The sequence below is a fragment of the Kaistia adipata DSM 17808 genome (genome assembly GCF_000423225.1).
Taxonomy (GTDB): Bacteria; Pseudomonadota; Alphaproteobacteria; order Rhizobiales; family Kaistiaceae; genus Kaistia; species Kaistia adipata.
The window spans coordinates 1,381,250-1,407,296 of record NZ_KE383991.1 but is presented as its reverse complement, the minus strand read 5'-3'; the positions used below and the strand labels follow the sequence as shown (position 1 = coordinate 1,407,296).

Below are 26,047 nucleotides of genomic sequence, written 5' to 3'. Positions count from 1 at the left end.
CGAGCTCTTGACGACCGCAAAAACAAAAAAACCCGGCCAGAGGCCGGGTTTTCCTATCCGAAGTGCTTCGGGGCAGCTTAGCCGCCGATGAAGCCCTTGAACTTGTTGTTGAAGCGCGAGACGCGACCGCCGCGATCGAGCAGCGTCTGGTTGCCGCCCGTCCAGGCGGGGTGCGTCGTCGGGTCGATGTCGAGGTTCATGACGGAGCCCTCTTCACCATAGGTCGACTTGGTGAAGTATTCGGTGCCGTTCGTCATCACGACCTTGATCGTGTGGTAGTCGGGATGAATGTCTTTCTTCATCGTCTGGTCCTCGCGGCTCGGTCCGTTCGGGACCGCATGGTCGTCGCCCGCCAAGGCGGAGGCGCCGTCCTGATCAATGGGAAAAACGGCTGCCTGCGACGGGCCGTCCTGTGGGGCGACGATATAGCCCAGCGTTCGGGCCGGCACAAGAGGCGGCTTGCCTTGAAACACCGCGGTCATCGGTGCATCTAGGCGCAACCGGGGCCGAGGCCCCCAGTCCAGATCGTTGACGGGTGCCGATGGCCGTTCGAGACACGATGCCGACCGATGCAGAGGGTCGATCCCGCGCCGACGAGCCGGGCAGGGCGGGCCGCCGCTCGCTGAAGCCGCTCGCCATGCTGCTGCCCTACGTCCTGCGGCGCAAGCCCCAGCTCGCCGGCGCCGGCTTCGCCCTCGTGCTGGCGGCGCTCGCGACGCTGACGGTTCCGCTCGCCGTCCGCCGCATGATCGACCATGGCTTCACGGCGGACGGGGCCGGCGCGATCAACACCTATTTCATGGCGCTGATCGGCGTCGTCGCCGTGCTGGCGCTCGCCTCCAGCCTGCGCTTCTATTTCGTCACCTGGCTCGGCGAGCGCGTCGTCGCCGATCTGCGCGCCGACGTGTTTCGCCATCTCGCCGCCCTCGGCATCGACTTCTTCGACCGCAACCGCTCCGGCGAGATCGCCGCGCGGCTGACGGCCGACACCACCCAGATCAAGGCGGTCGCCGGCGCCAACATCTCGATCGCGCTGCGCAATCTCGTGATGTTCCTCGGCGGCGCGGCGATGATGATCTTCACCAGCCCGAAGCTGTCCGGCCTCGTCCTGCTGGCGCTGCCGATCATCGTGCTGCCGCTGGTCGGCTTCGGCCGCCGCGTCCGGCTGCGCTCGCGCAAGGCGCAGGACATGCTGGCCGATGCGTCGGCCTACGCGTCGGAAGCGATCGGCGCGATGCGCATCGTGCAGTCGTTCACGGCCGAGGCGAGCGTGTCGCGGCGCTTCGCGGGAAGCGTCGAGAACGCCTTCGTCGCGGCGCGCAATTCGACGCGGGCCCGCGCCGCGCTGACCGGCTTCGGCATCTTCATGGTGTTCGCCAGCATGGTGGCGGTGCTCTGGTGGGGCGCGCAGGACGTGCTTGCCGGCCGCATGACGCCGGGCACGCTCGGCCAGTTCCTGATCTATGCGGTGATCGCCGCCGGCGCGCTCGGCGAGCTGTCGCAGGTCTGGGGCGATATTGCCAACGCCACCGGCGCGGCCGAGCGCCTGGCCGAGATCCTGGCGGAGAAACCGTCGATCGCGGCGCCGACCCGGCCTTCCGTCCTCCCCGAGCCGGTCAAGGGCGCGGTCACCTTCGACGCTGTCGGCTTCGGCTATCCAGAAGGGGGCAGGGGCGCGGCGATCCGCGACGTCTCGTTCCATGTCGCGCCCGGCGAGCGCGTCGCCGTGGTCGGCCCGTCCGGCGCCGGCAAGAGCACGCTGTTCAACCTGTTGCTGCGCTTCTACGACCCGCAGCGCGGCCGTGTCACGCTCGATGGCATCGACGTCCGCGACCTCGATCCGGTGGCGCTGCGCGGCCGGATCGCCATCGTGCCGCAGGATACCTTCATCTTCGCCGCCAGCGCGGCCGAGAACATCGCCCTCGGCCGTCCCGGCGCCGACGAGGCGGCGATCCGCCGCGCCGCGGTCTCGGCGCATGCCGACGATTTCCTCGCGGCGCTGCCGCAGGGCTACGAGACCGAGCTCGGCGAGCGCGGCGTGACGCTTTCGGGCGGCCAGCGCCAGCGCATCGCCATCGCGCGCGCCATCCTCAAGGACGCGCCGATCCTGCTGCTCGACGAGGCGACGAGCGCGCTCGACGCCGAGAGCGAGGTGGCGGTGCAGCAGGCGCTGGACGAACTGATGGTCGGCCGCACGACGATCGTCATCGCGCACCGGCTCGCGACCATCCTCAAGGCCGACCGCATCCTCGTGATGGATGGCGGCGAGATCGTCGAGGAAGGCACGCATGAGGAGCTGGTGCGCCAGGGCGGCCTCTATGCTCGCCTGGCGCGGCTGCAGTTCCGCGACGACGCGGCCTGATCAGGCCGCGACGAGGCGCGCCAGGTCGGTTCCCGGCGCGAGATGCTGCGAGGCGTCGAGAATCTCGACGGCGACGATCTTGCCGTTCTGGTCGAAGTCGAGAATCAGGCCTGGACGAATCTCCTCGCTCTCCAGGATCGCGGCGTCCGTGAAGCGGAGATAGAGCGCGTCGGTCTCGCTGTCATAGGCGGTTTTCATCGGCGTGGGCCTCGGTCGAGGAATGCGGTGATCACCCTATTGCGATCGCTTTCCGGCACAAAGACCGCCTTTGGTGTCAGGCCCAGATGGCGAGCGCTTCCCTTCACCTCTCCCTCAGGGAGAGGTGAAGGGAAGTGCGGATCGACCTGCTGCGGTGTCTATCGTGTTCGCGCGCCTACCGCTCGGTCAGCTTCAGCTCGATGCGGCGGTTCCTGGCGTAGGCGGCGTCGGTGGAGCCCGCTTCGAGCGGCTGGAACTCGCCGAAGCCGGCGGCGACCAGGTGGATCGGCTGCACGCCCTGCTCGACCAGGAAGCGCACGACCGCGATGGCGCGGGCCGACGACAGTTCCCAGTTGTTGCGGAAGCGGCCGGAGCCTGAGAGCGGGCGGGCGTCGGTGTGGCCGTCAACGCGCAGCACCCAGGCGATCTCCGGCGGGATCTCGCCCTCGAGCGTCTTCAGCGCCTCGGCGAGCTTGGCCAGCTCGACGCGGCCCTCGGCGTTGATCTCGTCCGAGCCGGACGGGAACAGAACTTCCGACTGGAACACGAAGCGGTCGCCGACGATGGTGATGTCGGGCCGGTTGCCGAGGATCTCGCGCAGGCGGCCGAAGAAGTCGGAGCGGTAGCGCGACAGTTCCTGCACGCGCTGGGCGAGCGCGACGTTCAGGCGGCGGCCGAGATCGGCGATCTTGGTCTGGCTCTCGGTGTCGCGCTTCTCCGAGGCGTTCAGCGCCTCCTCCAGCGCGCCGATCTGGCGGCGCAGCGCGGCGATCTGCTGGTTCAGGATCTCGACCTGCGACAGCGCCTTCTGGCTGACGACCTTCTCGTCCTCCAGCGCCTTGGTGATGATGGCGATCTGGCCCTCGGCCGAGCCGGCGGCGGCGGACTGGCTGTCGGCGGCGCTGCGGAGCCGGTCGCGCTCGGCCTCGATCGAGGCGAGGCTCGCCTGCAGGTTGGAGATCTGGTCGGTCGCGTCCTGTTTGCCGGCGCGCTCCATGGCGAGCAGCTCGGTCAGCTCGGCGATCTGGCTGTTCAGCCGGTTCAGCACCGTGTCCTTGCCGGTGATCTCGCGGCTCTGCAGGAACTGCAGCAGCGCGAAGATCGAGAGTAGGAAGATGAAGACGAGCAGAAGGTTCGACAGCACGTCGACGAAGGCGGGCCAGACATCGCTCCTGGCCTCACGGCGGCGGGCGCGCGCGGCCACGACTATTCTCCGGCCGGGTGCTTGAGGGCCTTGGCGATCAGTTCAAGCAATTGCTGCATCTCGCGCTGCTGGTCGGCCTGCTGCTCGACCCAGCCGCGCACCACCTGCTGCTCGCTGCGCATGTGTTGGACCAGGCCCTGGATGCCCTCGGCCAGATTGGCCATGGCGGCCGTGGCGCGCTGGTTGGTGCCGCTCGATCCGCCGCCGCCTTCCTGCACCACCGCGGTGAGACGCTCGATCGCGGCGCGCAGATCCTCGCCCGTCGAGGCGCCCTCGCGCACGTCGAGCATGCTCGGGTCGAGATCGGTGACGGTGGAGAGCCAGTCTTCCAGCTCGGTGTAGAACTTGTTCTGCGCCTGGCCGGCCTGCAGGTCGAGGAAGCCGAGGATCAGCGATCCGGCGAGACCGAACAGCGAGGACGAGAACGCCGTGCCCATGCCGGTCAGCGGGCCCTCGAGGCCGGCCTTCAGGTCCTCGAAGATCACGGCGCTGTCGCCGGCGCCGATATTGAGGCCGCGGATCGCGTCGGCGACGGCGCCGACGGTCTCGAGCAGGCCCCAAAAGGTGCCGAGCAGGCCGAGGAAGACGAGCAGGCCCGTCAGGTAGCGCGAGGTGTCGCGGTCCTCGTCGAGGCGCATCAGGATCGAATCGAGCACCGAGCGCATGGTCTGGGTCGAGATCGACATGCGGCCGATGCGGTCGCCGAGAATGGCGGCCATCGGCGCCAGCAGCACGGGCGCGCGCTCCAGCTCGATCGAGCGGTCGGAGTTGCGGAAGCCGTTGACCCAGCGCACCTCCGGGAAGATGCGGATCACCTGGCGGAAGGCGAGCAGGATGCCGATGAACAGGACGCCGATGATGACGCCGTTCAGCGCCGGATTGGCGAGGAAGGAGGTGTAGACCTGGCGATAGAGGATCAGGGCGACGAAGGCCGCGATGACCAGGAAGATGATCATGCGCCAGAGATAAACCTGCGGGCTGGCAAGTTTGTAGGGGTCGAAATCTCTTGCCATCTTTTGCCGCCGGATCACGCTGCGTCCCGTTTCACTCCGCGCGTGCCGGCCAAGACAGACTGCATGGCCGGATCGTCGCGCCAAGTCCTTGCCGCGATGCGCCCCTTCCAAGGCGGGAACGCATCGCGCGGATCAAGGTTTAGCGTGATTTGCCGCAGGATAGGAAGTGCCTCCTTCTCGATTGGCGCCGGCCCCAAGGACACGGACCGATGGACCCGCGGCCAGAGGTGGTCGCAGGCCAGCCTTATGAACACCGGCCTGGCCCGGCGCGCCGGCACCAGAGGGGCGTGGGCAGGGCCGGGCCGGACGCGAGACCGGGTCGTACTGGCAAGTCGTTGACATCCGCGACCGCGGGGAGCCTAGTCGGCTGCTTGCCGCGCTGTGGAGTTCCGTTGATGTGCATCAACTGCAATCCGGCGTTCGCCGAGGCCTTCCGTCGCCTCCTTCTTCCGTCCCGACGCCACATCCTGAGAGGGGCCGCAACGGTGGCGGCCGGCGCTTTCGCTTGCGAGACGGTGGGGCAAGGACCCGCGCGGGCGGCAACCGCCTCGCTGCAGGACATCGCGGACCAGTTCGACACGAAGGCGCTGCCGGAGGCGACGATCTTCCGCGCCAGGGAGATCGTGACGCTCGATCCGGCGAGGCCCACCGCCGAGGCGGTCGCCGTGGTGGGAGACCGCATTCTCGCTGTCGGCTCGTTCGAGGAGCTTGCGACGGCGGCCGGCGATCAACCCTACAAGGTGGATACGACCTTCGCCGATCAGGTCATCGTGCCGGGCTTCATCGCCCAGCATGACCACCCGATGCTAGCCGCCCTGACGATGACAAGCGAGATCATCGCGATCGAGGACTGGCGGCTGCCGGGGCGCACGGCGAAGGCCGCCAGGAACCGCTCCGAGTATCTCGCGCGTCTTGCCGAAGCGAACGCGAGGCTGAAGCCCGCGAACGAGGCCTTGTTGACGTGGGGGTACCATCAATACTTCCACGGGGAGCTCAAGAGATCCGACCTCGACGCCATCAGCACCGGCCGTCCCATCATCGTCTGGCACCGTTCCGGGCATGAGTTCTTCCTCAATGCCGTTGCCGAGAAGAAATACGGCGTGACCCGGGAGTGGTTCGACCGGCTGACGGACAGCGCGAGGGCGCAGTCGGACTTCGCCAACTCCCACTATTGGGAGCAGGGCGCCTTCGCCGTCATGCCCCTGATTGCCCCGGCCATCGCCTCTCCCGAGCGGGTGCGTTCCGGGCTTGAGTTCGTGAAGGCCTATTATCACGCCAATGGCGTGACGCTCGGTTGCGAACCCGGCGGCATGGCCTCGAAGACGATGCAGGATGCGCAGAACGCCGTCCTCAGCGACGCTTCCTCGCCCTTCCGCTTCTATTTCATCGCCGACGGCAAGTCGATCACCGGCGCCTATCCGGACGACCAGGTTGCCGCCGAGAGCGAAAGGTTGCTCTCCTGGGGCCGGGGCATGACCGCCTACCTTCCGAAGCAGGTGAAGCTCTTCGCCGATGGCGCGATCTTCTCGCAGGCCATGCAGATGAATGGCGGATACACGGATGGGCACAGGGGGGAGTGGATGATGGATCCGGACTTCTTCGCCCGGACATTCCGTGTCTACTGGGACCTCGGCTACCAGCTTCATGTCCATGTCAACGGCGACAAGGGGCTCGACATGGTGCTCGATCAGCTCGAGCTCAACATGCGCCGCCATCCGCGCCCCGATCATCGCACGGTCATCATCCATTTCGCGATCTCCACCCCGGACCAGGTGAAGCGGATCCGGCGTCTGGGCGCGATCGTCAGTGGCAATCCGTACTACCCCGTCGCGCTCGCCGACAATTATCGCGCCAACGGCCTCGATCCGGAGCGCGCCGACAAGATGGTCCGCATGGGGGATGTCGAGAGGGCGGGGATCTCCTATTCCTTCCACTCGGACATGCCGATGGCTCCCGGCCAGCCGCTCTTCCTGATCTGGTCGGGCGTGAATCGCGTGACGAACGAGGGCAACCTGCGGGGGCCCGAGCAGCGCGTCAGCCGTCTTGGCGGCTTGCGGGCCGTCACGCTCGATGCCGCCTATTCGCTCCAGATGGAAAAGGATGTCGGCAGCATCGTGCCTGGCAAGCTCGCCAATTTCACGATCCTCTCGGACAATCCCGTCACCGTCGATCCGATGGGGATCAAGGACATTGCGGTCTGGGGTACCGTGCAGGAAGGCCGCGTGCTGCCGGTTGCGTAGAGGCTCCGTCCGCCGTGGGCGCGTCCTGCCGTGCTGGCGCGGACGAGCGGGGCTAGAACGCGACAATCAGGCGGCTGTCCGCCGTTCGCCGGGGTTGCCGCGCCGAGCCATGGGACTGCGGCATGGGACTGCGGCATGATGCGCCGCCCCGTTCGGGGCGGCGCGTTTCGTCTGCGTCAGGACGAGGCCGCTCAGGCGACCTCGCTCTCCAGCTCTGCGTTCCACTGGCCGAGCGCGGCGAGGCCGTTCATGCGGCAGCGGTGCAGGAAGGCGCGCTGCGCGGCGGCGACGTTCTCCGCCTTGCCGCCCCAGGCCTTGAGCGCGGCCGCCTGCAGGGCGCGGCCATAGGAGAAGGTGATGCCCCAGGGCAGGTCGCCGATCGCGTTGATGCGCGACAGGTGCTCGGTTGCAAGCGTGTCCGACTGGCCGCCGGAGAGGAAGGCGATGCCCGGAACCGCGGCCGGCACGGTGGCGCGGAACACGGCGACGGTGCGCTCGGCGACCTCGGACGGGTCGGCCTTCTGGCCGCTGTCCTTGCCCGGCACGACCATGTTCGGCTTCAGGATGATGCCGGCGAGGTCGACGCGGGCGCGCTCGAGTTCCTCGAACACGACGCGCAGCGTCTCCTCGGTGACCTTGTGGCAGGTCTCGATCGTGTGGGTGGCGTTGGCGTTGTCCATCAGGACTTCCGGCTCGACGATCGGGACGATGCCGTTCTCCTGGCACAGCGCCGCGTAGCGGGCGAGGCCATGGGCGTTGGCGGAGAGCGCGCTCGCCGTCGGCAGGTTCTCGCCGATGGTGATCACGGCCCGCCACTTGGCGAAGCGGGCGCCGAGCTTGTGGTACTCGACCAGACGCTCGCGCAGGCCGTCGAGGCCCTCGGTGACCGTCTCGCCAGGGTGGAGGGCGAGGGGCTTGGCGCCCTGGTCGACCTTGATGCCCGGGATCGCGCCGGTGGCGGTGATCAGCTCGACCAGCGCGCGGCCGTCCTTCGCCTGCTGGCGGATCGTCTCGTCGAACAGGATGACGCCGGAGACATGGTTGCGCATTGCCTCATCGGCCGAGAACAGCATCTCGCGATAGTCGCGCCGGGCGTCGGCGGTCGATTCCAGCTGGATGCTGTCGAAACGCTTCTTGATCGTGCTCGAGCTTTCGTCCGCCGCGAGGATGCCCTTTCCGGGCGCGACGAGACGGCGGGCAATATCCTGAAGGCTTTCGGTCATGCGGAGCGTTCTCTTGACTGGATGCGGATCCGGACCGTCCGGATCACCCGGCCGTTGCATAACGCGTCGCAATAGATTTTGCACTGCAAAATAAAACAACTCCCGCGCCGGGAAAGCACGGAAGTTGTTTGATCGACCGGATCAAATTGTCGCAAAGTCGAAACTAGTGCTGCACTGCAGCAAAGATCTTCAGTCCTGGCGACGGAGAACTTCGACGCCGGGGAGCGGCTTGCCTTCAAGCCACTCGAGGAACGCGCCGCCGGCCGTCGATACATAGGAGAAGTCGTCGGCGACTCCGGCATGGTTGAGGGCCGCCACCGTGTCGCCGCCGCCGGCGACGGAGAGCAGGTGTCCCTCCTTCGTCCGCTTGGCGGCGTGGCGAGCGGCCGCGACCGTGCCGCGATCGAACGGCTCCATCTCGAAGGCGCCGAGCGGGCCGTTCCAGACCAGCGTCGCGGCGTCGTCGATCGCCGCGCTGATGCGCTCGATCGACAGGCCGCCGACGTCGAGGATCATGCCGTCCTCGGGGATCGCGTCGACGCCGTAGGTCTGGTTCGGGGCATGCGCCTCGAAATGGTAGGCGACGGTGGCGTCGACCGGCAGGATGATGGCGCAATTGGCGCTCTCGGCCTTCGCCATGATGCGGCGGGCGGTGTCGGCGAGGTCCTTCTCGCAGAGCGACTTGCCGACGGGCAAACCCTGCGCGTGCAGGAAGGTGTTGGCCATGCCGCCGCCGATCACCAGCGCGTCGACCTTGCCGACGAGGTTTTCCAGGAGGTCGATCTTCGACGACACCTTGGCGCCGCCGACGATGGCGATCACGGGGCGCTTCGGGCTGGTCAGCGCCTTGCCGAGCGCGTCGAGCTCGGCCTGCATGGAGCGGCCGGCATAGGCGGGCAGATGGTGGGCGAGGCCCTCGGTCGAGGCGTGCGCGCGGTGGGCGGCGGAGAAGGCGTCGTTGACATAGAGGTCGCCGAGCTCGGCGAGGGACGCGACGAAGATCGGATCGTTCTTCTCCTCGCCCTTGTGGAAGCGGGTGTTCTCGAGCAGCAGCACGTCGCCGTCCGACATCTTGGCGATCGCCTGGGCGGCGTCGTTGCCGATGCAGTCATGGGCGAAGGCGACGGGGCGGCCGAGCAGCGTCTCCAGCGCCGGCACGACGGGCGCCAGCGACATGTCCGCCACGCGCTCGCCCTTCGGGCGGCCGAAATGGGCGAGCAGGATCGCCTTGCCGCCGCGCTTCGAGACGTCGCGCACGGTCGGCAGGATGGCGCGGATGCGCGTGTCGTCCGTGACCATGCCGTCCTTCATCGGCACGTTCAGGTCAACGCGGATCAGGACGCGCTTGCCCTTGACGTCTGCGGTATCGAGGGTGCGGAAGGTCGACATGCGCGCTCACTCCTTGCGGGCGTCCCGGGCGGGGCGGCGACGCCCCCCATGTGAAAATGGCCCGGAACGCGTCCGGGCCATCTGGTTCTAGCTGATCTCGTTTCTACGGATCAAATCGTCTTTGCGACGAACCGCGCCCGATCAGATCTTCGTGGCGAAATAGGCCGTCATGTCGGCCATGCGGTTCGAGAAGCCCCACTCGTTGTCGTACCAGGCCAGGATGCGCACGAAGGTTCCGTCGATGACCTTGGTCTGGTCGAGGTGGAACGTCGCCGAATGCGGGTCGTGGTTGAAGTCGTGCGAGACGTTCGGCTGGTCGGTGACCGCGAGCACGCCCTTCAGCGGGCCGGCGGCGGCCGCCTTCATCGCCGCGTTGATCTCGTCGATCGTCGTGGCGCGCTTGGCGACGAACTTCAGGTCGACCAGCGAGACGTTCGGGGTCGGCACGCGGATCGACGAGCCGTCGAGCTTGCCCTTCAGCTCCGGGATCACCAGGCCGATCGCCTTGGCGGCGCCGGTCGAGGTCGGGATCGAGGAGAGGGCCGCCGCGCGGGCGCGGTAGAGGTCCTTGTGCATCGTGTCGAGCGTCGGCTGGTCGCCGGTGTAGGAGTGCACCGTCGTCATGAAGCCGTGCTCGATGCCGACCGTCTCCTGCAGGACCTTGGCGACCGGGGCCAGGCAGTTGGTGGTGCAGGAGCCGTTCGAGATCACCAGGTGGTCCTTCGTCAGGCCCTCATGGTTGACGCCGAACACAGTGGTGTAGTCGGCGCCGTCGGCCGGAGCCGAGACGATGACGCGCTTGGCGCCGGCGGCGAGATGGGCGGCGGCCTTCTCGCGCGACGTGAAGATGCCGGTGCACTCGAGCGCGATGTCGACGCCGAGCTCCTTGTGCGGCAGCTCGGCCGGGTTCTTGATCGCCGTCACCTTGATCCGGTTCTTGCCGATGACGAGCGTGTCGCCGTCGACGACCACTTCGTGCGGGAAGCGGCCATGGACCGAATCGAAGCGGAGCAGATGGGCGTTGGTCTCGACCGGGCCGAGATCGTTGACCGCGACGACCTCGATGTCGGTCCGGCCCGACTCGACAATCGCGCGAAGGATGTTGCGGCCAATTCGGCCGAACCCGTTGATAGCAACCCGCACCGCCATATTCGATCTCCTTGAGGCGCGCTTGGCGCCTTCGTCATTTCGGCCGGGCCTGCGCCCGGCCGTGGTTCAGTCAAAAGTTCAGGCGTTGGTGTTCAGCCGCGCGAGCGCCGCTTCGGCCGCGGCGTCCGCCGTGATGCCGAAATGCTCGTACAGCTTGTCGGCCGGCGCGCTGGCGCCGAACCCGTTCATGCCGATGAAGATGCCATCGACGCCGATGAAGCGGTCCCAGCCCATGCGGATCGCCGCCTCGATGGCGACGCGCACGGTCGAGCCGTTGAGGATCGAAGCCTTGTAGGCGTCGTCCTGTGCCTCGAACAGCTCGAAGCTCGGCACCGAGACGACGCGGGCCGTACGGCCGGCCGCTTCGATCTTCGCCTTGGCGTTCATGGCGATCTCGACCTCGGAGCCCGTGGCGAACAGCGTCACGTCGGCGGTCGCGGGGCCGGCGAGCAGATAGGCGCCCTTGGCCGACTTGTTCTCCGCGACATGCTCGGTGCGCAGCGTCGGCAGGTTCTGGCGCGACAGCGCCAGGACCGACGGGTTCTTCTGGCTCTCGATCGCAATCTGCCAGACTTCCGCCGCCTCGACGGCGTCGGCCGGGCGGAACACGCGCAGGTTCGGGATGGCGCGCAGCGCCGCCAGGTGCTCGACCGGCTGGTGCGTCGGGCCGTCCTCGCCGAGACCGATCGAGTCATGCGTCATGACGTAGATCACGCGCTCATGCATCAGCGCCGAGAGGCGGATGGCCGGGCGGGCATAGTCGGTGAACACCAGGAAGGTGCCGCCATACGGGATGAAGCCGCCATGCAGCGCGATGCCGTTCATCGCCGCCGACATGCCGAACTCGCGGATGCCGTAGTGGATGTAGCGGCCGGAGTAGTCGTCCGGCGTCAGCGGCTGCTGCGCCTTGGCGCGGGTCAGGTTCGAGCCGGTCAGGTCGGCCGAGCCGCCAGCCAGTTCCGGCACGACGGTCGCCAGCATGTCGAGCGCCATTTCGGACGACTTGCGGGTCGCGACCTTCGGCTTGGTCTCCGACAGGGACTTCTTGTAGGCGTCGACGGCGGCGTCGAGGCCGGCCGGCAGTTCGCCCTTCATGCGGCGCTCGAACTCCGAACGCACGGCGGCGTCGGCGGCGGCGAGGCGCTTCTCCCAGTCGGCGCGCGGCGCGCCGGACTTGGCGGCGGCGTCATGCCAGGCGGCGTAGACGTCGTCCGGGATCTCGAACGGCGCGTAGGGCCAGCCGAGCGCCTCGCGGGCACCGGCGATTTCCTTGTCGCCGAGCGCCGCGCCATGCGAGGCATGGCTGTCGGCCTTGGTCGGCGCGCCATAGCCGATGATCGTCTTGCAGGCGATCATGGTCGGGCGGTCGGACTTGCGGGCGCGCTCGATGGCGGCGGCGACCGCCTCCGGATCGAGGCCGTCGACGCGCTCGGCGTTCCAGCCGCTCGCCTTGAAGCGGGCGACCTGGTCGATCGAGGTCGACAGGTCGGCGCGGCCGTCGATGGTGATGTTGTTGTCGTCGAACAGCACGATCAGCTTGTTCAGCTTCAGGTGGCCGGCGAGGTCGATCGCCTCGTGGCTGACGCCTTCCATCAGGCAGCCGTCACCGGCGATCACATAGGTGTAGTGATCGACGAGGTCGTTGCCGTATTCGGCGTTCAGCATGCGCTCGGCGAGCGCGAAGCCGACCGACATGGCGAGGCCCTGGCCGAGCGGACCGGTGGTGGTCTCGACGCCCGGCGTGACGAAGTTCTCGGGATGGCCCGGCGTCTTCGAATGCAGCTGGCGGAAGTTCTGCAGCTCGCTGATCGGCAGTTCCTTCGAGCCGAGCAGGTGCAGGACCGAATAGATCAGCATCGAGCCGTGGCCGGCCGACAGGATGAAGCGGTCGCGATCCGGCCAGAACGGCGCGTTGACATCGTATTTCAGGAACCGCGAGAACAGCACCGTGGCAACGTCGGCCATGCCCATCGGCATGCCGGGGTGGCCGGACTTGGCCTTCTCGACCGAGTCCATCGCGAGCGCACGGATGGCGTTGGCCATGCGCTTGTGAGTTTCAGCTGCTGTCATCTCTGCTTCCACGCTATGGGCCGGGCGTCTGCCCGGTTGTCGGGCAGCGCGCGGCCGCGTTGTTCTGTGGGGTATCTACCAGGCCGCCGGACCGTCGCGGAAAGGCGCTGCGACAAATACCAGACCACCTTGGTGAGTCAATCTCGCGGCCTGACGCAGGTGCGCCGCCACAATCGTCGCGAGTCCTCGGAAATCCGGGATATTCACCGGCCCGTCAGAGCCCATTGACGCCCCGTTCGGGGCCTGCCTAATGTCCGAAGCGGTTTCAGTCCGGTGTGACAGGGAGATTTCGCCGAGAATGCGTGGGGCATCGCCCATGGACGGTGCGTTGCGGCGCTTGAATGCAGCGCTGGACGGGCTGGAGGGAGCGGTCGACCGGCGGCTCAATGCCGGCGCGCGGCTCGGCGAGATCGAGATGGAAATGCAGCGCATCGGCCTCGACCGGTCGCGCCTCGCCCAGTCGGTCGACGCCGCCGAGGCCCGTTCCGAGCGCCTCGAGGAAGCCAACAAGGAAGTCTCCCGCCGCCTGGTCGCCGCCATGGAAACGATTCGCTCCGTGCTCGACCGGCAGGACGGGTGACGGGAGAGGGCATGTCGCAGGTCAGCGTCACCATCAACGGCAAGACCTACCGCATGGCCTGCGACGACGGCCAGGAGTCGCATCTCGAGGGCCTCGCCGACCGGCTGAACGAGATCATCGAGCAGTTGCGCCAGAGCTTCGGCGAAATCGGCGATCAGCGGCTGACCGTGATGGCGGCGCTCACCATGGGCGATGAGCTCGCCGAATCGCGCCGCCAGGCGCGCCGGCTCGAGGCCGAGCTCGCCGCCATGAACGAGACCAAGACGGCAGTGATCAAGCGCTTCGAGGATTCGGAAGCCGGCATGGCGCGCGCCATCGAGCAGGCGGCGATCCGTCTCGAAAGCCTGGCCGAGAAGCTCGTCTCCGGCGACAAGCGCGACTGAGCCGGCCCCTTCGGTTCCCTGCGACACCGAGGCAGCGAAAGCTTCTGGGAGCTTCGCGCCGAGATCGCTGGCGGAGCGCTTCCCGGTCGCCTATATTTGCAGGTGGCGAGGCTGCGCGGTGCGACAGGAGATCACAATTCCCCGGGGCCTTATCGATCCAAAAGGGAGCTGTCCCTGACCGGAGCCCTGGTTCCGGACATACGGCGCCCACCTACGCTGTAGGTTCCCGGGATCGATCACTCCATCGGCCCATCGTGGCTCGCCACCCTTTCCCTCTGCTTCTCTTGCCGCCAGCGGTCCGGATCCCGTGATTTCAAAGGCAATCCTGCGCGGCGACGCGCTCGCCCGTCGCGACGCGATCGACGCCTCGGCGCGGGCCGAGGCCGACGCCGCCTTCCTGCAGCATGCCGGGCCGCTGTTCGACGCGCCGGGCCAGGTCGTTTCCGGCTATTGGCCGATTCGCAGCGAGGCGGATCCGCGGCCGCTGCTGGAGCGGGCGCGCGCCGCCGGCGCCGTCGTGGCGCTGCCGGTGCTGCTCGACAGCGAGACACTGCGCTTCCGCCGCTGGGATGCCGGCGTCACCCTGGCGCCGGCCGGCTTCGGCACGGTCGGCCCGCCGGCGCATGCCCCCGAACTGGTGCCCGACATCATCCTCCTGCCGCTCTCCGCCTTCGACAGGGCCGGCCATCGCATCGGCTATGGCAAGGGCCATTACGACCGCGCCGTCGCCGCGATCGTCGCCTCGGGCGCGCGTCCGCTGCTCGTCGGGCTTGCCTTCGCGGTGCAGGAGGTCGACAAAGTGCCCTTTGAGCCGCACGACATCCCCCTCGATTTCATCCTGACCGAGGCCGAACTGATCGCTGCGCCAAAAACCGGCTGAACGATCAAGGGGGTTCGTGTGCGACTGCTTTTCCTGGGGGATATCGTCGGCCGGTCGGGCCGCAACGCGGTCATCGACCAGCTGCCCGGCCTGATCGAGCGCTACCGGCTCGATTTCGTCGTCATCAACGGCGAGAACGCCGCCGGCGGTTTCGGCATCACCGAGGAGATCGTGCGCGACGTGCTCGATGCCGGCGCCGACGTGATCACCACCGGCAACCACGCCTTCGACCAGCGCGAGGCGCTGGTCTTCTGCGAGCGCCAGCCGCGCTTCCTCAGGCCCGTCAATTATCCGCTCGGCACGCCGGGCAAGGGCGCCAACCTGTTCGTGGCGCGCAACGGCGCCCGCGTTCTCGTCGTCAACGCAATGGGCCGCATCTACATGGACGCGCTCGACGATCCGTTCGCGGTGATCGACCGCGAGGTCTCCGCCTGTCCGCTCGGCGAGCAGGCCGACGCGATCGTCGTCGATTTCCACGCCGAGGCGACCAGCGAGAAGCAGGCGATCGGCCACCATCTCGACGGCCGCGTCACGCTGGTCGTCGGCACCCATACCCACGTGCCGACCTCGGATTGCCGCGTCCTGCCCGGCGGCACAGCCTACCAGTCGGACGCCGGCATGTGCGGCGATTATGATTCGGTGCTCGGCATGGAGAAGGACGAGCCGGTGCGCCGTTTCCTGACCAAGGTCCCGTCCGGGCGGTTCCAGCCGGCGCAGGCCGAAGCGACCTTGTGCGGGCTCTGCGTCGAGGTCGACGACACCACCGGGCTCGCGACGGCGGTGGCGCCGCTCGCCATCGGCGGCGTGCTCGAACAGCGGCTGCCGAGCTTCTGGGGTTGACGGCGGTCGCCATTCCGTGATGGGAGAAGCAAACGCTTCCCCCATTTGAAATTGCTCCGTCCCGGTGCGGTTCGCATCGACACCGCCGGACGATGCTGCAGGAGTTTCGCCCATGGCCCGCTCGGCCCTTCTCAACGTCATGGTCAGCGCCGTCACCAAGGCCGGCCGCCCGCTCGCCCGCGACTTCGGCGAGATCGAGAACCTGCAGGTTTCGATGCGCGGCCCGGCCGATTTCGTCAGCGCCGCCGACCGCAAGGCCGGCCAGGCGCTGATCGCCGAACTGACCAAGGCGCGGCCCGGCTACGGCTTCCTGACCAAGGATCGTGGCGAGCTGCCGGGCACCGACGAGACCCATCGCTGGATCGTCGACCCGCTCGCCGGCTCCACCAACTTCCTGCACGGCATTCCCGTCTTCGGCATCTCGCTGGCGCTCGAGCGGGAAGGGCAGATCGTCGCGGCCGTGCTGTTCAACCCGGTCACCAACGATCTCTACGTCACCGAGCGCGGCACCGGCGTGTTCCTGAACGAGCGGCGCCTGCGCGTCGCCGGCCGCGCGGCGCTCGCCGACGCGGTGATCGGTACCGGCATCCCGCATCTCGGCACGCCCGACCATGCCGGCGCCGTGCGCAAGATGCAGGCCGTCATGATCGAGACGGCCGGCCTGCGCGCCAGTGGCGCCCCGATTTTCGACCTCGCCTCGGTCGCCGCCGGCCGTCTCGACGGCTTCTGGCAGGAGAACCTGCGTCCCTGGGACATCGCCGCCGGCTGGCTGTTCGTCCGCGAGGCGGGCGGCTACGTCTCCGACCTGTGGGGCGGCGAGCGCATGATCGAGACCAAGAGCATCTGCTGCGGCAATGAGCAGATCCAGCGCAAGCTTTTCGCCGCGCTGACCGGCTCGCGCGGCTGATCCGATCGCGCGACGGCTTGAACGCCGTCGTGCTTTCGCCATATGGCTGTGGCGTCTTTTCCGCGCGTTTCCGAAAGCGACCATGGCCAAGAAGAAAAAGTCCCCCCCGCCGGAGCCGTTTGCGCGCCTCTGCCTCGTCACGCCCGCCGGCGCCGATGCCGCGACCTTCGCGCCGGTGCTCGACGCCGCGCTGAAGGCGGGCGACGTCGCGACCCTGTTCATCGTCTCGGAGACGGCGAACGCGACCGAGCTGCAGCGCCTCGCCGAGGCGCTGGTGCCGGTGGCGCAGGAAAACGGCGTCGCCGCGATCGTGGCAAATGATACGCGCCTGTTCGGCCGCGCCCGCGCCGACGGGCTGCATGTCGACACCGGCCTCGCCGATCTGAAGGACGCGGTCGCGGCGCTGCGGCCGGACCACATCGTCGGCGCCGGCGGCGTCGCGACCCGGCATGACGCCATGCTCGCCGCCGAAACCGACTGCGACTACCTCTTCTTCGGCCGTTTCGACGGCGACAGCGGCGAACAGAGCTTCGACAAGAGCTTCGACCTCGCGGCCTGGTGGTCGGCGATGTTCGAGATCCCGGCCATCGTCATGGGCGGCAACACGCTCGCCTCGGTCGAGCCGGCGGTCGACGCGCATATCGAGTTCGTCGCGCTTAGGAGCGCGATCTGGAACCACCCGGAGGGGCCTGCCGCCGCGGTCGCCGAGGCGAACCGCCTGATCCTCGCGCGCCAGGCCGAAGCCACGCCATGATCTCCCGCATCGCCATCCTCGCCGTCCTTGCCCTCGCCACGGCGCTGCCCGCCGCGGCCGAGAAGGCGCCGGTTCCGGTGGCGAAGCCGAAGACGGCGACCGGCGAGGCGCCGACCGGCTCGACCAGCCCGGCCGAACCGAAGCCGCTCTCCATCGCGCCGGTTCTCGGCGGCAGTACGCTGGGCGTGCCGCCGCCCGAGGCGGGGCTGATGCCGAGCGCCGAGGACCTGCTCAAGTCCGGGCGCGCGCTCGGCGACGAGGCCGAGGGCGACGTCGCCTTCGGCGCCTTCCAGCGCGGCCTCTACCTGACCGCCGCCGCGATCGCGCTCGACCGCGCCGGCCGCGGCGACGCCGCCGCCGCGACGCTGCTCGGCCGCCTCTATGGCGAGGGCCTCGGCGTCAAGCAGAACGACAAGGCTTCCGCCGCCTGGTACCAGCAGGGCGCGCTCGCCGGCGATCCCAACGCGCAGCTCGCCCTCGGCGTGCTCTATCTCGACGGCCGCGGCGTGAAGAAGGACCGCGCCAAGGCCGCCGACGCCTTCGAGCAGGCGGCGGAATGGGGCGAGCCCCAGGCGCTCTACAATCTCGGCCTGCTCTATCTGGAAGGCGGCGTCCGCCCGAAGGACCCGGAGAAGGCGGCCTCGCTGTTCAGCAAGTCGGCCGGCCAGGGCAATATCGACGCCCAGTTCGCGCTGGCGCAGCTCTATGCCGAGGGCGAGGGCGTGCTGCTCGACGACGGCATCTCGACGATGTGGATCGCCAAGGCGGCCAAGGCCGGGCACCCCGACGCGGCGGTCGAATACGGCATCCGCCTGTTCAATGGCACCGGCACCAAGAAGGACGTGATCACGGCGTCCGGCTGGTTCCGCCGCTCCGCCGAAGCCGGCAACGCGGTCGGCGCCAATCGCTATGCCCGCGTGCTCGCGACCGGCATGGGAACGCCCCGCGATCCGGTCCAGGCGGCCAAGTGGCACCTGATCGCCGTCAAGGGCGGCGTCAAGGACGAATGGCTCGACGACTTCGTCTCGAAGCTCCCCGATGCCGACCGGAAAAGCGCGGAAGCCGCAGCGGAACGCTGGCCTGCCGGAGGCTAGGCGGCTTTATTTCGGGCCTTCTTGCCCCTATAAAGCGGGCGATCGCGCGGCGCAGCGCCGCCCCCAATTCTCGCTGACAGGACGCCTCTGATGGCCGGACATTCACAATTCAAGAACATCATGCACCGCAAAGGTGCCGCCGACGCGAAGCGCTCCAAGCTGTTCGCGAAGCTGGCGCGCGAAATCACCGTCGCCGCCAAGCTCGGCCTGCCCGACCCGAAGATGAATGCCCGCCTGCGCCTGGCCATCCAGAACGCGCGCGCGGAAAACATGCCGAAGGACAATGTCGACCGCGCCATCAAGAAGGCATCCGGCGCCGACAGCGAGAGCTATGACGAGATGCGCTACGAGGGCTACGGCCCCGGCGGCATCGCCGTCGTCGTCGAGGCGCTGACCGACAACAAGAACCGCACGGCGAGCGCGGTGCGCTCCTACTTCACCCGCTCGGGCGGCGCGCTCGGCGAGACCGGCGCCGTCTCGTTCATGTTCGATCACGTCGGCCAGATCCTCTACAAGCCGGAAGCCGGCTCGGCCGACAAGGTCCTCGAGGCGGCGATCGAGGCGGGCGCCGACGACGTCCAGAGCAGCGAGGATGGCCACGAGATCATCACCGCCTTCGAGAACCTGAGCGACGTCTCCAAGGCGCTCGAGGAGACGCTGGGCGAGGCGGAATCGGTCAAGGCGATCTGGAAGCCGCAGAACCTCGTCCCCGTCGACGAGGAGAAGGCGACGAGCGTGATGAAGCTGATCGACGCGCTCGACGACGATGACGACGTGCAGAACGTCTACACGAACTTCGAGGTCTCGGACGAGATCATGCAGAAGCTGACCGCCGCCTGATCCCGGGCGCCGGATTTCTGGCAATCGACGGAAAGCCGCTCCGCACCGGGGCGGCTTTCTTCGTTCTGGAGCCAATTTTGGCGCGGTCGCCGCACCGATGTTCCCCGAATGTTCTTCCCAAGCGGGCAAGGGTCGGCTAGGCCTTGGGCATGACCCAGACGATTCGCATCATCGGCATCGACCCCGGACTCCGCCGCACCGGCTGGGGTATCGTCGACAGCCGTGGCAACCAGCTTTCCTTCGTCGCCTCCGGCACCGTCAAGGCGCAGCTCGACGGCGAGCTGGCGCACCGTCTGGTGACGCTGCACCAGGGGCTGACCGCCGTGATGGCGCAGTTCAAGCCCGACGAGGCGGCCGTCGAGCAGACCTTCGTCAACAAGGACGCCGGCGCGACGCTGAAGCTCGGCCATGCGCGCGGCATCGCGCTGCTGGTGCCGGCGCTGGCCGGCCTGTCGGTGGCCGAGTATTCACCGAACGCGGTGAAGAAGACGATCGTCGGCGCCGGCCACGCCGAGAAGGAGCAGATCCGCATGATGGTGAAGGTGCTGATGCCCAAGGCCGAGTTCGACACGGACGACGCGGCCGATGCGCTCGGCATCGCGATCTGCCACGTTCATCATCGCGTCACCCTCAACCGCATGATGCGGATGGCGTGACCCTTTCAGAGGCAGGACCCGGCGCGTCGGGCGGCTCGCGGAGGCGGGGGAAGCATGATCGGTAAGCTCAAGGGCATCGTCGATTCCTATGGCGACGACTGGGTGATCCTCGACGTCGGCGGGGTAGGCTATCTCGTGCATTGCTCGAGCCGCACGCTGCAGGGGCTGCCATCGCCCGGCGAGGCGGCGCAGCTCGCCATCGAGACCTATGTCCGCGAGGACATGATCAAGCTGTTCGGCTTCGGTGCCGACGTCGAGCGGGAGTGGTTCCGCCTGCTGATGACTGTGCAGGGCGTCGGCTCCAAGGTGGCGCTCGCCATTCTCGGCGTGCTGAAGCCGGCCGATCTCGCCAACGCCATCGCGATGCAGGACAAGGCCCAGGTGTCGCGGGCGCCGGGCGTCGGCCCCAAGGTCGCGGCGCGCATCATCGCCGAGCTCAAGGACAAGGCGCCGGCCTTCTCCAGCATCGATCCAGCCGCGATCTCGCTGCAGGACGATCTCGCCGACCGTCGCGCGCCGCTCGCGGTCGCCGACGCCGTCTCGGCGCTCACCAATCTCGGCTACCAGCAGGCGCAGGCGAGCGCCGCTGTCGCCGCCGCCGCGCGCTCGGCCGGCGAGGACGCGACGACGGAGACGCTGATCCGCCTCGGCCTCAAGGAACTGGCGCGATGACAGCGGCGAGCGGTCGCGCTGACGGCGCCGGCGTGGTGCCGGCCGGCCGCATCTGCTACGGACGGGACGGATTTTGCGCGCGGCCATCGCCGTCGCGGGAGGAAGAATGAGCGATAGCCGCCTGGTATCCGGGGCCCAGCAGGAAGACGACATCGACCGGACGCTCCGGCCGCAGGTGCTGGCCGATTTCGTCGGCCAGGCGCAGGCGCGCGCCAATCTCTCCGTCTTCATCGAGGCCGCCCGCGCCCGCAAGGAGGCGCTGGACCACGTGCTCTTCGTCGGTCCGCCCGGTCTCGGCAAGACGACGCTGGCGCAGATCGTCTCGCGCGAGCTCGGCGTGAGTTTCCGCGCCACCTCGGGCCCGGTCATCGCCAAGGCGGGCGATCTCGCGGCGCTCCTGACCAATCTCGAGGAGCGCGACGTCCTCTTCATCGACGAGATCCATCGCCTGAGCCCGGCCGTCGAGGAAGTGCTCTATCCGGCGATGGAGGATTTCCAGCTCGACCTGATCATCGGCGAGGGGCCGGCGGCGCGCTCGGTCAAGATCGATCTCGCCAAGTTCACGCTGGTCGCCGCGACGACGCGCCTCGGCCTGCTGACGACGCCGCTGCGCGACCGCTTCGGCATTCCCGTCCGGCTGCAGTTCTACACGGTCGAGGAGCTGGAGCTGATCGTCACGCGCGGGGCGCGGCTGATGGGCATCGGCATGACGGCCGACGGCGCCACCGAGATCGCGCGTCGCGCCCGCGGCACGCCGCGCGTCGCCGGAAGGCTGCTGCGCCGAGTGCGCGATTTCGCCATCGTCGAGGGGCCGGGCACGATCACGCGCGAGGTCGCCGACCGGGCGCTGCTCCGCCTCGAGGTCGACAGCATGGGCTTCGATTCGCTCGACCGCCGCTACATGTCGACCATCGCCGTCTCGTTCGGCGGCGGTCCCGTCGGCATCGAGACGATCGCCGCGGCGCTGTCCGAGCCGCGCGACGCGATCGAGGAGATCGTTGAGCCCTATCTGATCCAGCAGGGCTTCGTGCAGCGCACGCCGCGCGGCCGCCTGCTGACGCCGCACGCCTTCCGCCATCTCGGCCTGGCCGTGCCGACCACAGACGTCGCGGCGCAGATCCAGATGTTCGATCCCGGCAAATAGCCGCGCAGAGGCCCCAGATGACCGACGACCATCCGCATCTCGCCGGGCGGCATACGCCGGAAGGCCATGTCCTGCCGGTCCGGATCTATTTCGAGGACACGGATTTTTCCGGCGTCGTCTATCACGGCTCCTATGTGCGCTTCCTGGAGCGCGGGCGGTCGGACTATGTCCGCCTGCTCGGGGTGCACCACAGCGCGCTCGACGCGGGTGAGACGGGCGAGCCGATCGCCTTCGCCGTGCATCGCATGGAGATCGACTTCAAGCGCCCGGCGCGGATCGATGACGTGGTCGAGGTGGTGACGCGGCCGAAGGAGGTGCGCGGCGCCCGCATCCTGCTCAACCAGACCATCCGCAGGGGCTCCGAGGTGCTGATCGAGGCGGTGGTGACCGTCGTGCTGGTCAACCGCGCGGGGCGCGCGCAGCGCATTCCCGAGAGCCTCGCCGCCCGATTTGCAGTGGCGCCGGAATAACCATTGCTTAACCATGACGCCCTTATAGAGAAGCGTCGCGGCGGCAGGGCCGAACTGGCGGAAACGCCCTCAAATGAACAAATTTGAAGGCGAGACACCACGCCGGATTGTCGTGTCCGGCCTGATGCTTGCAGGACATGTTCCGTGGCAGGGATCGATGGTGGATACGACTCCTATCCTCGCGCCGGTCGCTGCGAGTGATCAACTCCGAGAGGGTGTACGCGAATGAATCCGGCCGACGTGGGCCAGGTAGCGCTCGACGCGCCGGCGAACCTGTCGCTTATCTCCCTGTTCCTGCAGGCTCATATCGTCGTCAAGCTGGTGATGCTCGGCCTGATCGTGTCGTCGATCTGGAGCTGGGCCATCATCATCGACAAGGTGCTGCTCTTTGGCCGCATCCGTCGCCAGATCGACCGGTTCGAGAAGGTGTTCTGGTCGGGCCAGTCGCTCGAGGAGCTTTACCGCTCGCTCGCCAGCCGCCCGGCCACCAGCATGGCCGCGCTGTTCGTCGCGGCGATGCGCGAATGGAAGCGCTCCTTCGAGAGCGGCGCCAAGTCGCCGATCGGCCTGCAGATGCGCATCGACAAGGTGCTCGACGTGACGCTCGCCCGCGAGGCGGAGCGCATGGAGAGCCGCCTGCTGTTCCTCGCCACCGTCGGCTCGGCCGGCCCGTTCATCGGCCTGTTCGGCACGGTCTGGGGCATCATGACCTCGTTCCAGGCGATCGCCGCCTCCAAGAACACGTCGCTCGCCGTCGTGGCGCCGGGCATCGCCGAGGCGCTGCTCGCCACCGCCATCGGCCTGTTCGCGGCCATCCCGGCCGTTATCGCCTACAACAAGCTCTCGAGCGCCGCCGGCAAGATCTCGCTGCGCCTCGAAGGCTTCGCGGATGAGTTCTCGGCCATCCTGTCGCGTCAGATCGACGAGAGGTCCTGAGCATGGGCATGTCGGTCGGAGGTCGTTCGGGAGGCGGCGGACGCGGTGGACGCCGGCGTCGCCGCTCGACGGGCGTGATGAGCGAGATTAACGTCACGCCCTTCGTTGACGTCATTCTCGTGCTGCTGATCATCTTCATGGTGTCGGCGCCGCTCCTGACCGCCGGCGTGCCGCTCGACCTGCCGCAGAGCCAGGCCAAGGCGCTGACCGCCGACAAGGACCCGATCTCGGTGAGCATCAACGCCGAGGGCAAGATCTTCCTGCAGGAAACCGAGATTCCGCTCGACGAACTCGTTCCCAAGCTGAAGGCGATCGCCGCCGCCGGCTATGAGGAGCGTATCTTCGTGCGCGGCGACCGCACCAGCAATTACGGCGCCGTGATGAAGGTCATGGGCGCCATTTCCAGCGCCGGCTATCGCAACATCGGTCTCGTCACCGAGGCCACGGACAGCTGATCGATGCGCGCCGGGCTCGTCACCTCCGTCGCTGCCCACCTCTCGCTGCTGGCCTGGGGACTGATCGGGCTGCCCAGCAGCAAGCCGTTCGACGTCACCATGGTCGAGGCGATGCCGGTCGACCTCGTGCCGATCGCCGAGGTGACCAGCCTGCAGAAGGGCAAGAAGACGGCCGAGGTCAAGGACAAGCCGTCGCCGAACAAGCCGGCCGAGAAGGAAACGCCGAAGCCGAGCCCCGCGCCGCCGAAGCCGACCCCGCCCGCGACGCCGCCACCGCCGCCGCCGCCAAAGGCTGAACCGACGCCGCCGGCGCCGAAGCCGCCCGAGCCGACGCCCGCGCCGCCAGAGCCCGCGCCGCCGGAACCGGCGCCGCCCGAGCCCGCCAAGCCCGAACCCGCGCCGCCGGAGCCGACGCCCGAGCCCGCTCCGCAGCAGCAGGCCGAGGCCGCGCCGCCGCAGCCGGCGCCGAAGCCGCGCGTCAAGCCGACGCCGCCGAAGCCCGTGCAGACGGCCGAGGCGCCGAAGAAGCCGGCCGAGAAGACCAGCCAGCAGCAGAGCCAGAGCACGGCGGAGTCGAAATTCGACGCCGACCGGATCGCGGCGCTGCTCGATCGCCAGAAGCCGACCGGCGGCGAGACCGCCAGCCAGGAGCCGGAATCCTTCGGCGCCGAGGAGGCCCGCAACCCGAGCGCGCGCATGACGCAGAGCGAGATCGACGCGCTGCGCTCGCAGGTGCAGCGCTGCTGGAACATCCCCGTCGGCTGGACCGATCCGAGCGAGGTGACGGTGACGATCCGGTTCAGCCTGAACCAGGACGGCACGGTCAACGGCGTGCCGTCGATCCAGCAATATCCGGCCAGCCAGTACGGCACCGTGGCGGCGGAAAGCGCCGTGCGCGCCGTGCTCCAGTGCGGCCCCTACCAGCTGCCCGTCGAGAAATACAATCTCTGGAGCGAGGTCCAGATGCGGTTCTCGCCGCAAGGATGATCGCCCGCCGTCACCGCCCTGCCGTTATCTTCGGCCACAACCGAACCCAGACGATTTGGATTACAGGAACACCACCATGACGGTTCACGCCCCCGACAAAGGCGCAGCGGCCGGTTCGAGCCGCTTCACACGCATGAGCTTCGGCGCGGCGCTGCTCTTCGCCGCGGCGTTCGTGGCGGCGACGGTGCCCTTCACGCAGCGCGCCGAGGCGCTGATCGAGCTCGACGTCACCCAGGGCAACGTCCAGCCGCTGCCGATCGCGATCCCGACCTTCATCGGCGGAACGCAGGCCGACGCGCAGCTCGCCGCCGACGTCTCCGGCGTGATCGCGGCCGACCTGAAGCGCTCGGGCCTGTTCCTGCCGCTCGACCAGGCCTCGTTCATCGAGAAGATCTCGAACCCGAACCAGACGCCGAACTTCCAGAGCTGGACGGTGATCAACGCCCAGGCGCTCGTCACCGGCGGCGTCACGCGCCAGTCCGATGGCCGCCTGCGTGCCGAATTCCGCCTGTGGGACATCTATGCGGGCCAGCAGATGGCCGGCCAGCAGTTCTACACGACGCCGGAGAACTGGCGCCGCGTCGCCCACATCATCGCCGACGCGATCTATGAGCGCCTGACCGGCGAGCAGGGCTATTTCGACAGCCGCGTCGTCTATGTCGACGAGAGCGGCCCGAAGGACAAGCGCGTCAAGCGCCTCGCCATCATGGACCAGGACGGCGCCAATTCGCGCTACCTGACGCGCGGCAACGACCTCGTCCTGACGCCGCGCTTCAGCCCGGCGGCGCAGGAAGTCGTCTACATGTCCTACGGCGCCGACCAGCCGCGGGTCTATCTGCTCAACATCGAGACCGGCCAGCGCGAACTCGTCGGCAATTTCCCCGGCATGACCTTCGCGCCGCGCTTCTCGCCCGATGGCCAGCGCATCGTCATGAGCTTCGAGGACCAGGGCAACGCGAACATCTACGCCATGGACCTGCGCTCGCGCCGCACGACCCGGCTGACCAACTCGGCCTCGATCGACACCAGCCCGTCCTTCTCGCCGGACGGCTCGCGCATCGTCTTCACCTCGGATCGCGGCGGCAGCCAGCAGATCTACGTGATGGGCGCCGACGGCTCCAATCCGCAGCGCATCTCCTTCGGCAAGGGCAGCTATTCGACGCCGGTCTGGTCGCCGCGCGGCGACCTGATCGCCTTCACCCGGCAGGCGCCGGGCGGCTTCGCCATCGGCGTGATGAAGCCGGACGGTTCCGGCGAACGCATCCTGACGGAGGGCTTCCACAACGAGGGCCCGACCTGGTCGCCCAACGGCCGCGTGCTGATGTTCTTCCGCGACACGCCTGGCGCGAATGGCGGACCGCAGCTCTGGTCGATCGACCTGACCGGCTACAACGAGTTCAAGGTGCCGACCCCGGCATTCGGATCGGACCCGGCCTGGTCGCCCTTGATCAACTAGGCCCGCTTGGTTAATTTCCATGCCGCCGACGCACCGCGCCGGCGGCATTTTTTATGTCGAACACGTTTCGGTAACGATGTTTCCCCGCCGCGTTAGGCATAGGGAAACCCAGACGGGGCCTTGCATTCTCCACCACCGGACCTTG

The 26,047-nt window shown here is 68.2% G+C and carries 26 protein-coding genes and 1 other RNA gene; 19 read left to right on the top strand and 8 right to left on the bottom strand.

All coding sequences use genetic code 11. The features are described from left to right. Positions 1-77 precede the first annotated feature (77 nt). Entirely contained in the window at positions 78-302 is a 225-nt protein-coding gene (rpmE, locus tag G539_RS0119405) for a 50S ribosomal protein L31 (RefSeq protein WP_029076669.1), read from the bottom strand. Between the two features lie 257 nt (positions 303-559). On the opposite strand from rpmE, the gene G539_RS0119400 reads away from it, so the two are divergent. After that, a complete protein-coding gene (locus G539_RS0119400; RefSeq protein ID WP_029076668.1) occupies positions 560-2,362 on the top strand; it encodes an ABC transporter transmembrane domain-containing protein in 1,803 nt (600 codons plus the stop codon). On the opposite strand, the gene G539_RS0119395 is transcribed toward G539_RS0119400, so the two are convergent. The 3 genes from G539_RS0119395 to G539_RS0119385 form a co-directional block, all read right to left on the bottom strand. Then, positions 2,363-2,560, bottom strand: coding sequence for a DUF2283 domain-containing protein (locus G539_RS0119395; protein ID WP_029076667.1), 198 nt, complete (start codon positions 2,558-2,560; stop codon positions 2,363-2,365). It lies immediately after the preceding gene. A gap of 175 nt (positions 2,561-2,735) precedes the next feature. After that, complete coding sequence (locus tag G539_RS0119390; protein WP_029076666.1) at positions 2,736-3,764, bottom strand: peptidoglycan -binding protein; 1,029 nt, start codon at positions 3,762-3,764, stop codon at positions 2,736-2,738. Between the two features lie 2 nt (positions 3,765-3,766). After that, complete coding sequence (locus tag G539_RS0119385) at positions 3,767-4,777, bottom strand: hypothetical protein (RefSeq protein ID WP_029076665.1); 1,011 nt, start codon at positions 4,775-4,777, stop codon at positions 3,767-3,769. Positions 4,778-5,292: 515 nt separating this feature from the next. Here G539_RS0119385 and G539_RS0119380 point away from each other — a divergent pair. Continuing rightward, entirely contained in the window at positions 5,293-7,017 is a 1,725-nt protein-coding gene (locus G539_RS0119380; protein ID WP_245576908.1) for an amidohydrolase, read from the top strand. A gap of 191 nt (positions 7,018-7,208) precedes the next feature. Here G539_RS0119380 and G539_RS0119375 read toward each other — a convergent pair whose 3' ends face one another. The 4 genes from G539_RS0119375 to tkt all read right to left on the bottom strand — a co-directional run bounded on the left by G539_RS0119375 (position 7,209) and on the right by tkt (position 12,848). Beyond that, the gene (locus tag G539_RS0119375) at positions 7,209-8,240 is read right to left on the bottom strand and encodes a class I fructose-bisphosphate aldolase (protein WP_029076663.1); all 1,032 of its coding nucleotides are present in this window, start codon (positions 8,238-8,240) and stop codon (positions 7,209-7,211) included. Between the two features lie 189 nt (positions 8,241-8,429). After that, on the bottom strand, positions 8,430-9,629 hold the full coding sequence (locus tag G539_RS0119370) for a phosphoglycerate kinase (protein ID WP_029076662.1): 1,200 nt from the start codon (positions 9,627-9,629) through the stop codon (positions 8,430-8,432). Positions 9,630-9,770: 141 nt separating this feature from the next. After that, complete coding sequence (gap, locus tag G539_RS0119365; protein ID WP_029076661.1) at positions 9,771-10,778, bottom strand: type I glyceraldehyde-3-phosphate dehydrogenase; 1,008 nt, start codon at positions 10,776-10,778, stop codon at positions 9,771-9,773. A 78-nt stretch (positions 10,779-10,856) separates the two neighbouring features. Further along, positions 10,857-12,848: a transketolase gene (tkt, locus tag G539_RS0119360; RefSeq protein WP_029076660.1), complete on the bottom strand. Its 1,992-nt coding sequence runs from the start codon at positions 12,846-12,848 to the stop codon at positions 10,857-10,859. 298 nt (positions 12,849-13,146) lie between these two features. Here tkt and G539_RS0119355 point away from each other — a divergent pair, with 298 nt between their 5' ends. From G539_RS0119355 to tolB, 17 genes are all read left to right on the top strand, one after another. After that, on the top strand, positions 13,147-13,428 hold the full coding sequence (locus tag G539_RS0119355; protein WP_029076659.1) for a DUF4164 domain-containing protein: 282 nt from the start codon (positions 13,147-13,149) through the stop codon (positions 13,426-13,428). A gap of 11 nt (positions 13,429-13,439) precedes the next feature. Further along, positions 13,440-13,811, top strand: a complete 372-nt coding sequence (locus G539_RS0119350) for a cell division protein ZapA (RefSeq protein ID WP_029076658.1) — start codon at positions 13,440-13,442, stop codon at positions 13,809-13,811. Positions 13,812-13,916: 105 nt separating this feature from the next. After that, positions 13,917-14,075, top strand: a non-coding RNA gene (gene ssrS / locus G539_RS26795) — 6S RNA. A gap of 43 nt (positions 14,076-14,118) precedes the next feature. After that, positions 14,119-14,691, top strand: coding sequence for a 5-formyltetrahydrofolate cyclo-ligase (locus G539_RS0119345; protein ID WP_156912048.1), 573 nt, complete (start codon positions 14,119-14,121; stop codon positions 14,689-14,691). A gap of 18 nt (positions 14,692-14,709) precedes the next feature. Next, positions 14,710-15,531: a TIGR00282 family metallophosphoesterase gene (locus tag G539_RS0119340; RefSeq protein WP_029076656.1), complete on the top strand. Its 822-nt coding sequence runs from the start codon at positions 14,710-14,712 to the stop codon at positions 15,529-15,531. 112 nt (positions 15,532-15,643) lie between these two features. Next, positions 15,644-16,438: an inositol monophosphatase family protein gene (locus tag G539_RS0119335; protein WP_029076655.1), complete on the top strand. Its 795-nt coding sequence runs from the start codon at positions 15,644-15,646 to the stop codon at positions 16,436-16,438. A gap of 82 nt (positions 16,439-16,520) precedes the next feature. Further along, a complete protein-coding gene (locus G539_RS0119330) occupies positions 16,521-17,192 on the top strand; it encodes a thiamine phosphate synthase (protein ID WP_029076654.1) in 672 nt (223 codons plus the stop codon). Then, positions 17,189-18,286 (top strand): tetratricopeptide repeat protein, encoded by a 1,098-nt coding sequence (locus tag G539_RS0119325; protein ID WP_029076653.1) that lies wholly within the window; start codon positions 17,189-17,191, stop codon positions 18,284-18,286. The genes G539_RS0119330 and G539_RS0119325 overlap by 4 nt, the downstream gene beginning before the upstream one ends. Before the next feature lie 90 nt (positions 18,287-18,376). Beyond that, positions 18,377-19,126, top strand: coding sequence for a YebC/PmpR family DNA-binding transcriptional regulator (locus G539_RS0119320; protein ID WP_035831607.1), 750 nt, complete (start codon positions 18,377-18,379; stop codon positions 19,124-19,126). A gap of 149 nt (positions 19,127-19,275) precedes the next feature. Next, a complete protein-coding gene (gene ruvC, locus G539_RS0119315; RefSeq protein WP_029076651.1) occupies positions 19,276-19,782 on the top strand; it encodes a crossover junction endodeoxyribonuclease RuvC in 507 nt (168 codons plus the stop codon). 54 nt (positions 19,783-19,836) lie between these two features. Further along, positions 19,837-20,454 (top strand): Holliday junction branch migration protein RuvA, encoded by a 618-nt coding sequence (gene ruvA, locus G539_RS0119310; protein WP_029076650.1) that lies wholly within the window; start codon positions 19,837-19,839, stop codon positions 20,452-20,454. 106 nt (positions 20,455-20,560) lie between these two features. Then, positions 20,561-21,598 (top strand): Holliday junction branch migration DNA helicase RuvB, encoded by a 1,038-nt coding sequence (gene ruvB, locus G539_RS0119305; protein WP_029076649.1) that lies wholly within the window; start codon positions 20,561-20,563, stop codon positions 21,596-21,598. A gap of 17 nt (positions 21,599-21,615) precedes the next feature. Next, positions 21,616-22,068: a tol-pal system-associated acyl-CoA thioesterase gene (ybgC, locus tag G539_RS0119300; RefSeq protein ID WP_029076648.1), complete on the top strand. Its 453-nt coding sequence runs from the start codon at positions 21,616-21,618 to the stop codon at positions 22,066-22,068. Between the two features lie 240 nt (positions 22,069-22,308). Continuing rightward, complete coding sequence (tolQ, locus tag G539_RS0119295; protein ID WP_156912073.1) at positions 22,309-23,004, top strand: protein TolQ; 696 nt, start codon at positions 22,309-22,311, stop codon at positions 23,002-23,004. A 2-nt stretch (positions 23,005-23,006) separates the two neighbouring features. Beyond that, positions 23,007-23,459, top strand: a complete 453-nt coding sequence (tolR, locus tag G539_RS0119290) for a protein TolR (RefSeq protein ID WP_029076646.1) — start codon at positions 23,007-23,009, stop codon at positions 23,457-23,459. A 3-nt stretch (positions 23,460-23,462) separates the two neighbouring features. Continuing rightward, a complete protein-coding gene (locus G539_RS0119285; RefSeq protein ID WP_029076645.1) occupies positions 23,463-24,446 on the top strand; it encodes a cell envelope integrity protein TolA in 984 nt (327 codons plus the stop codon). Positions 24,447-24,522: 76 nt separating this feature from the next. After that, a complete protein-coding gene (tolB, locus tag G539_RS0119280) occupies positions 24,523-25,902 on the top strand; it encodes a Tol-Pal system beta propeller repeat protein TolB (RefSeq protein ID WP_029076644.1) in 1,380 nt (459 codons plus the stop codon). Positions 25,903-26,047: the final 145 nt, after the last annotated feature.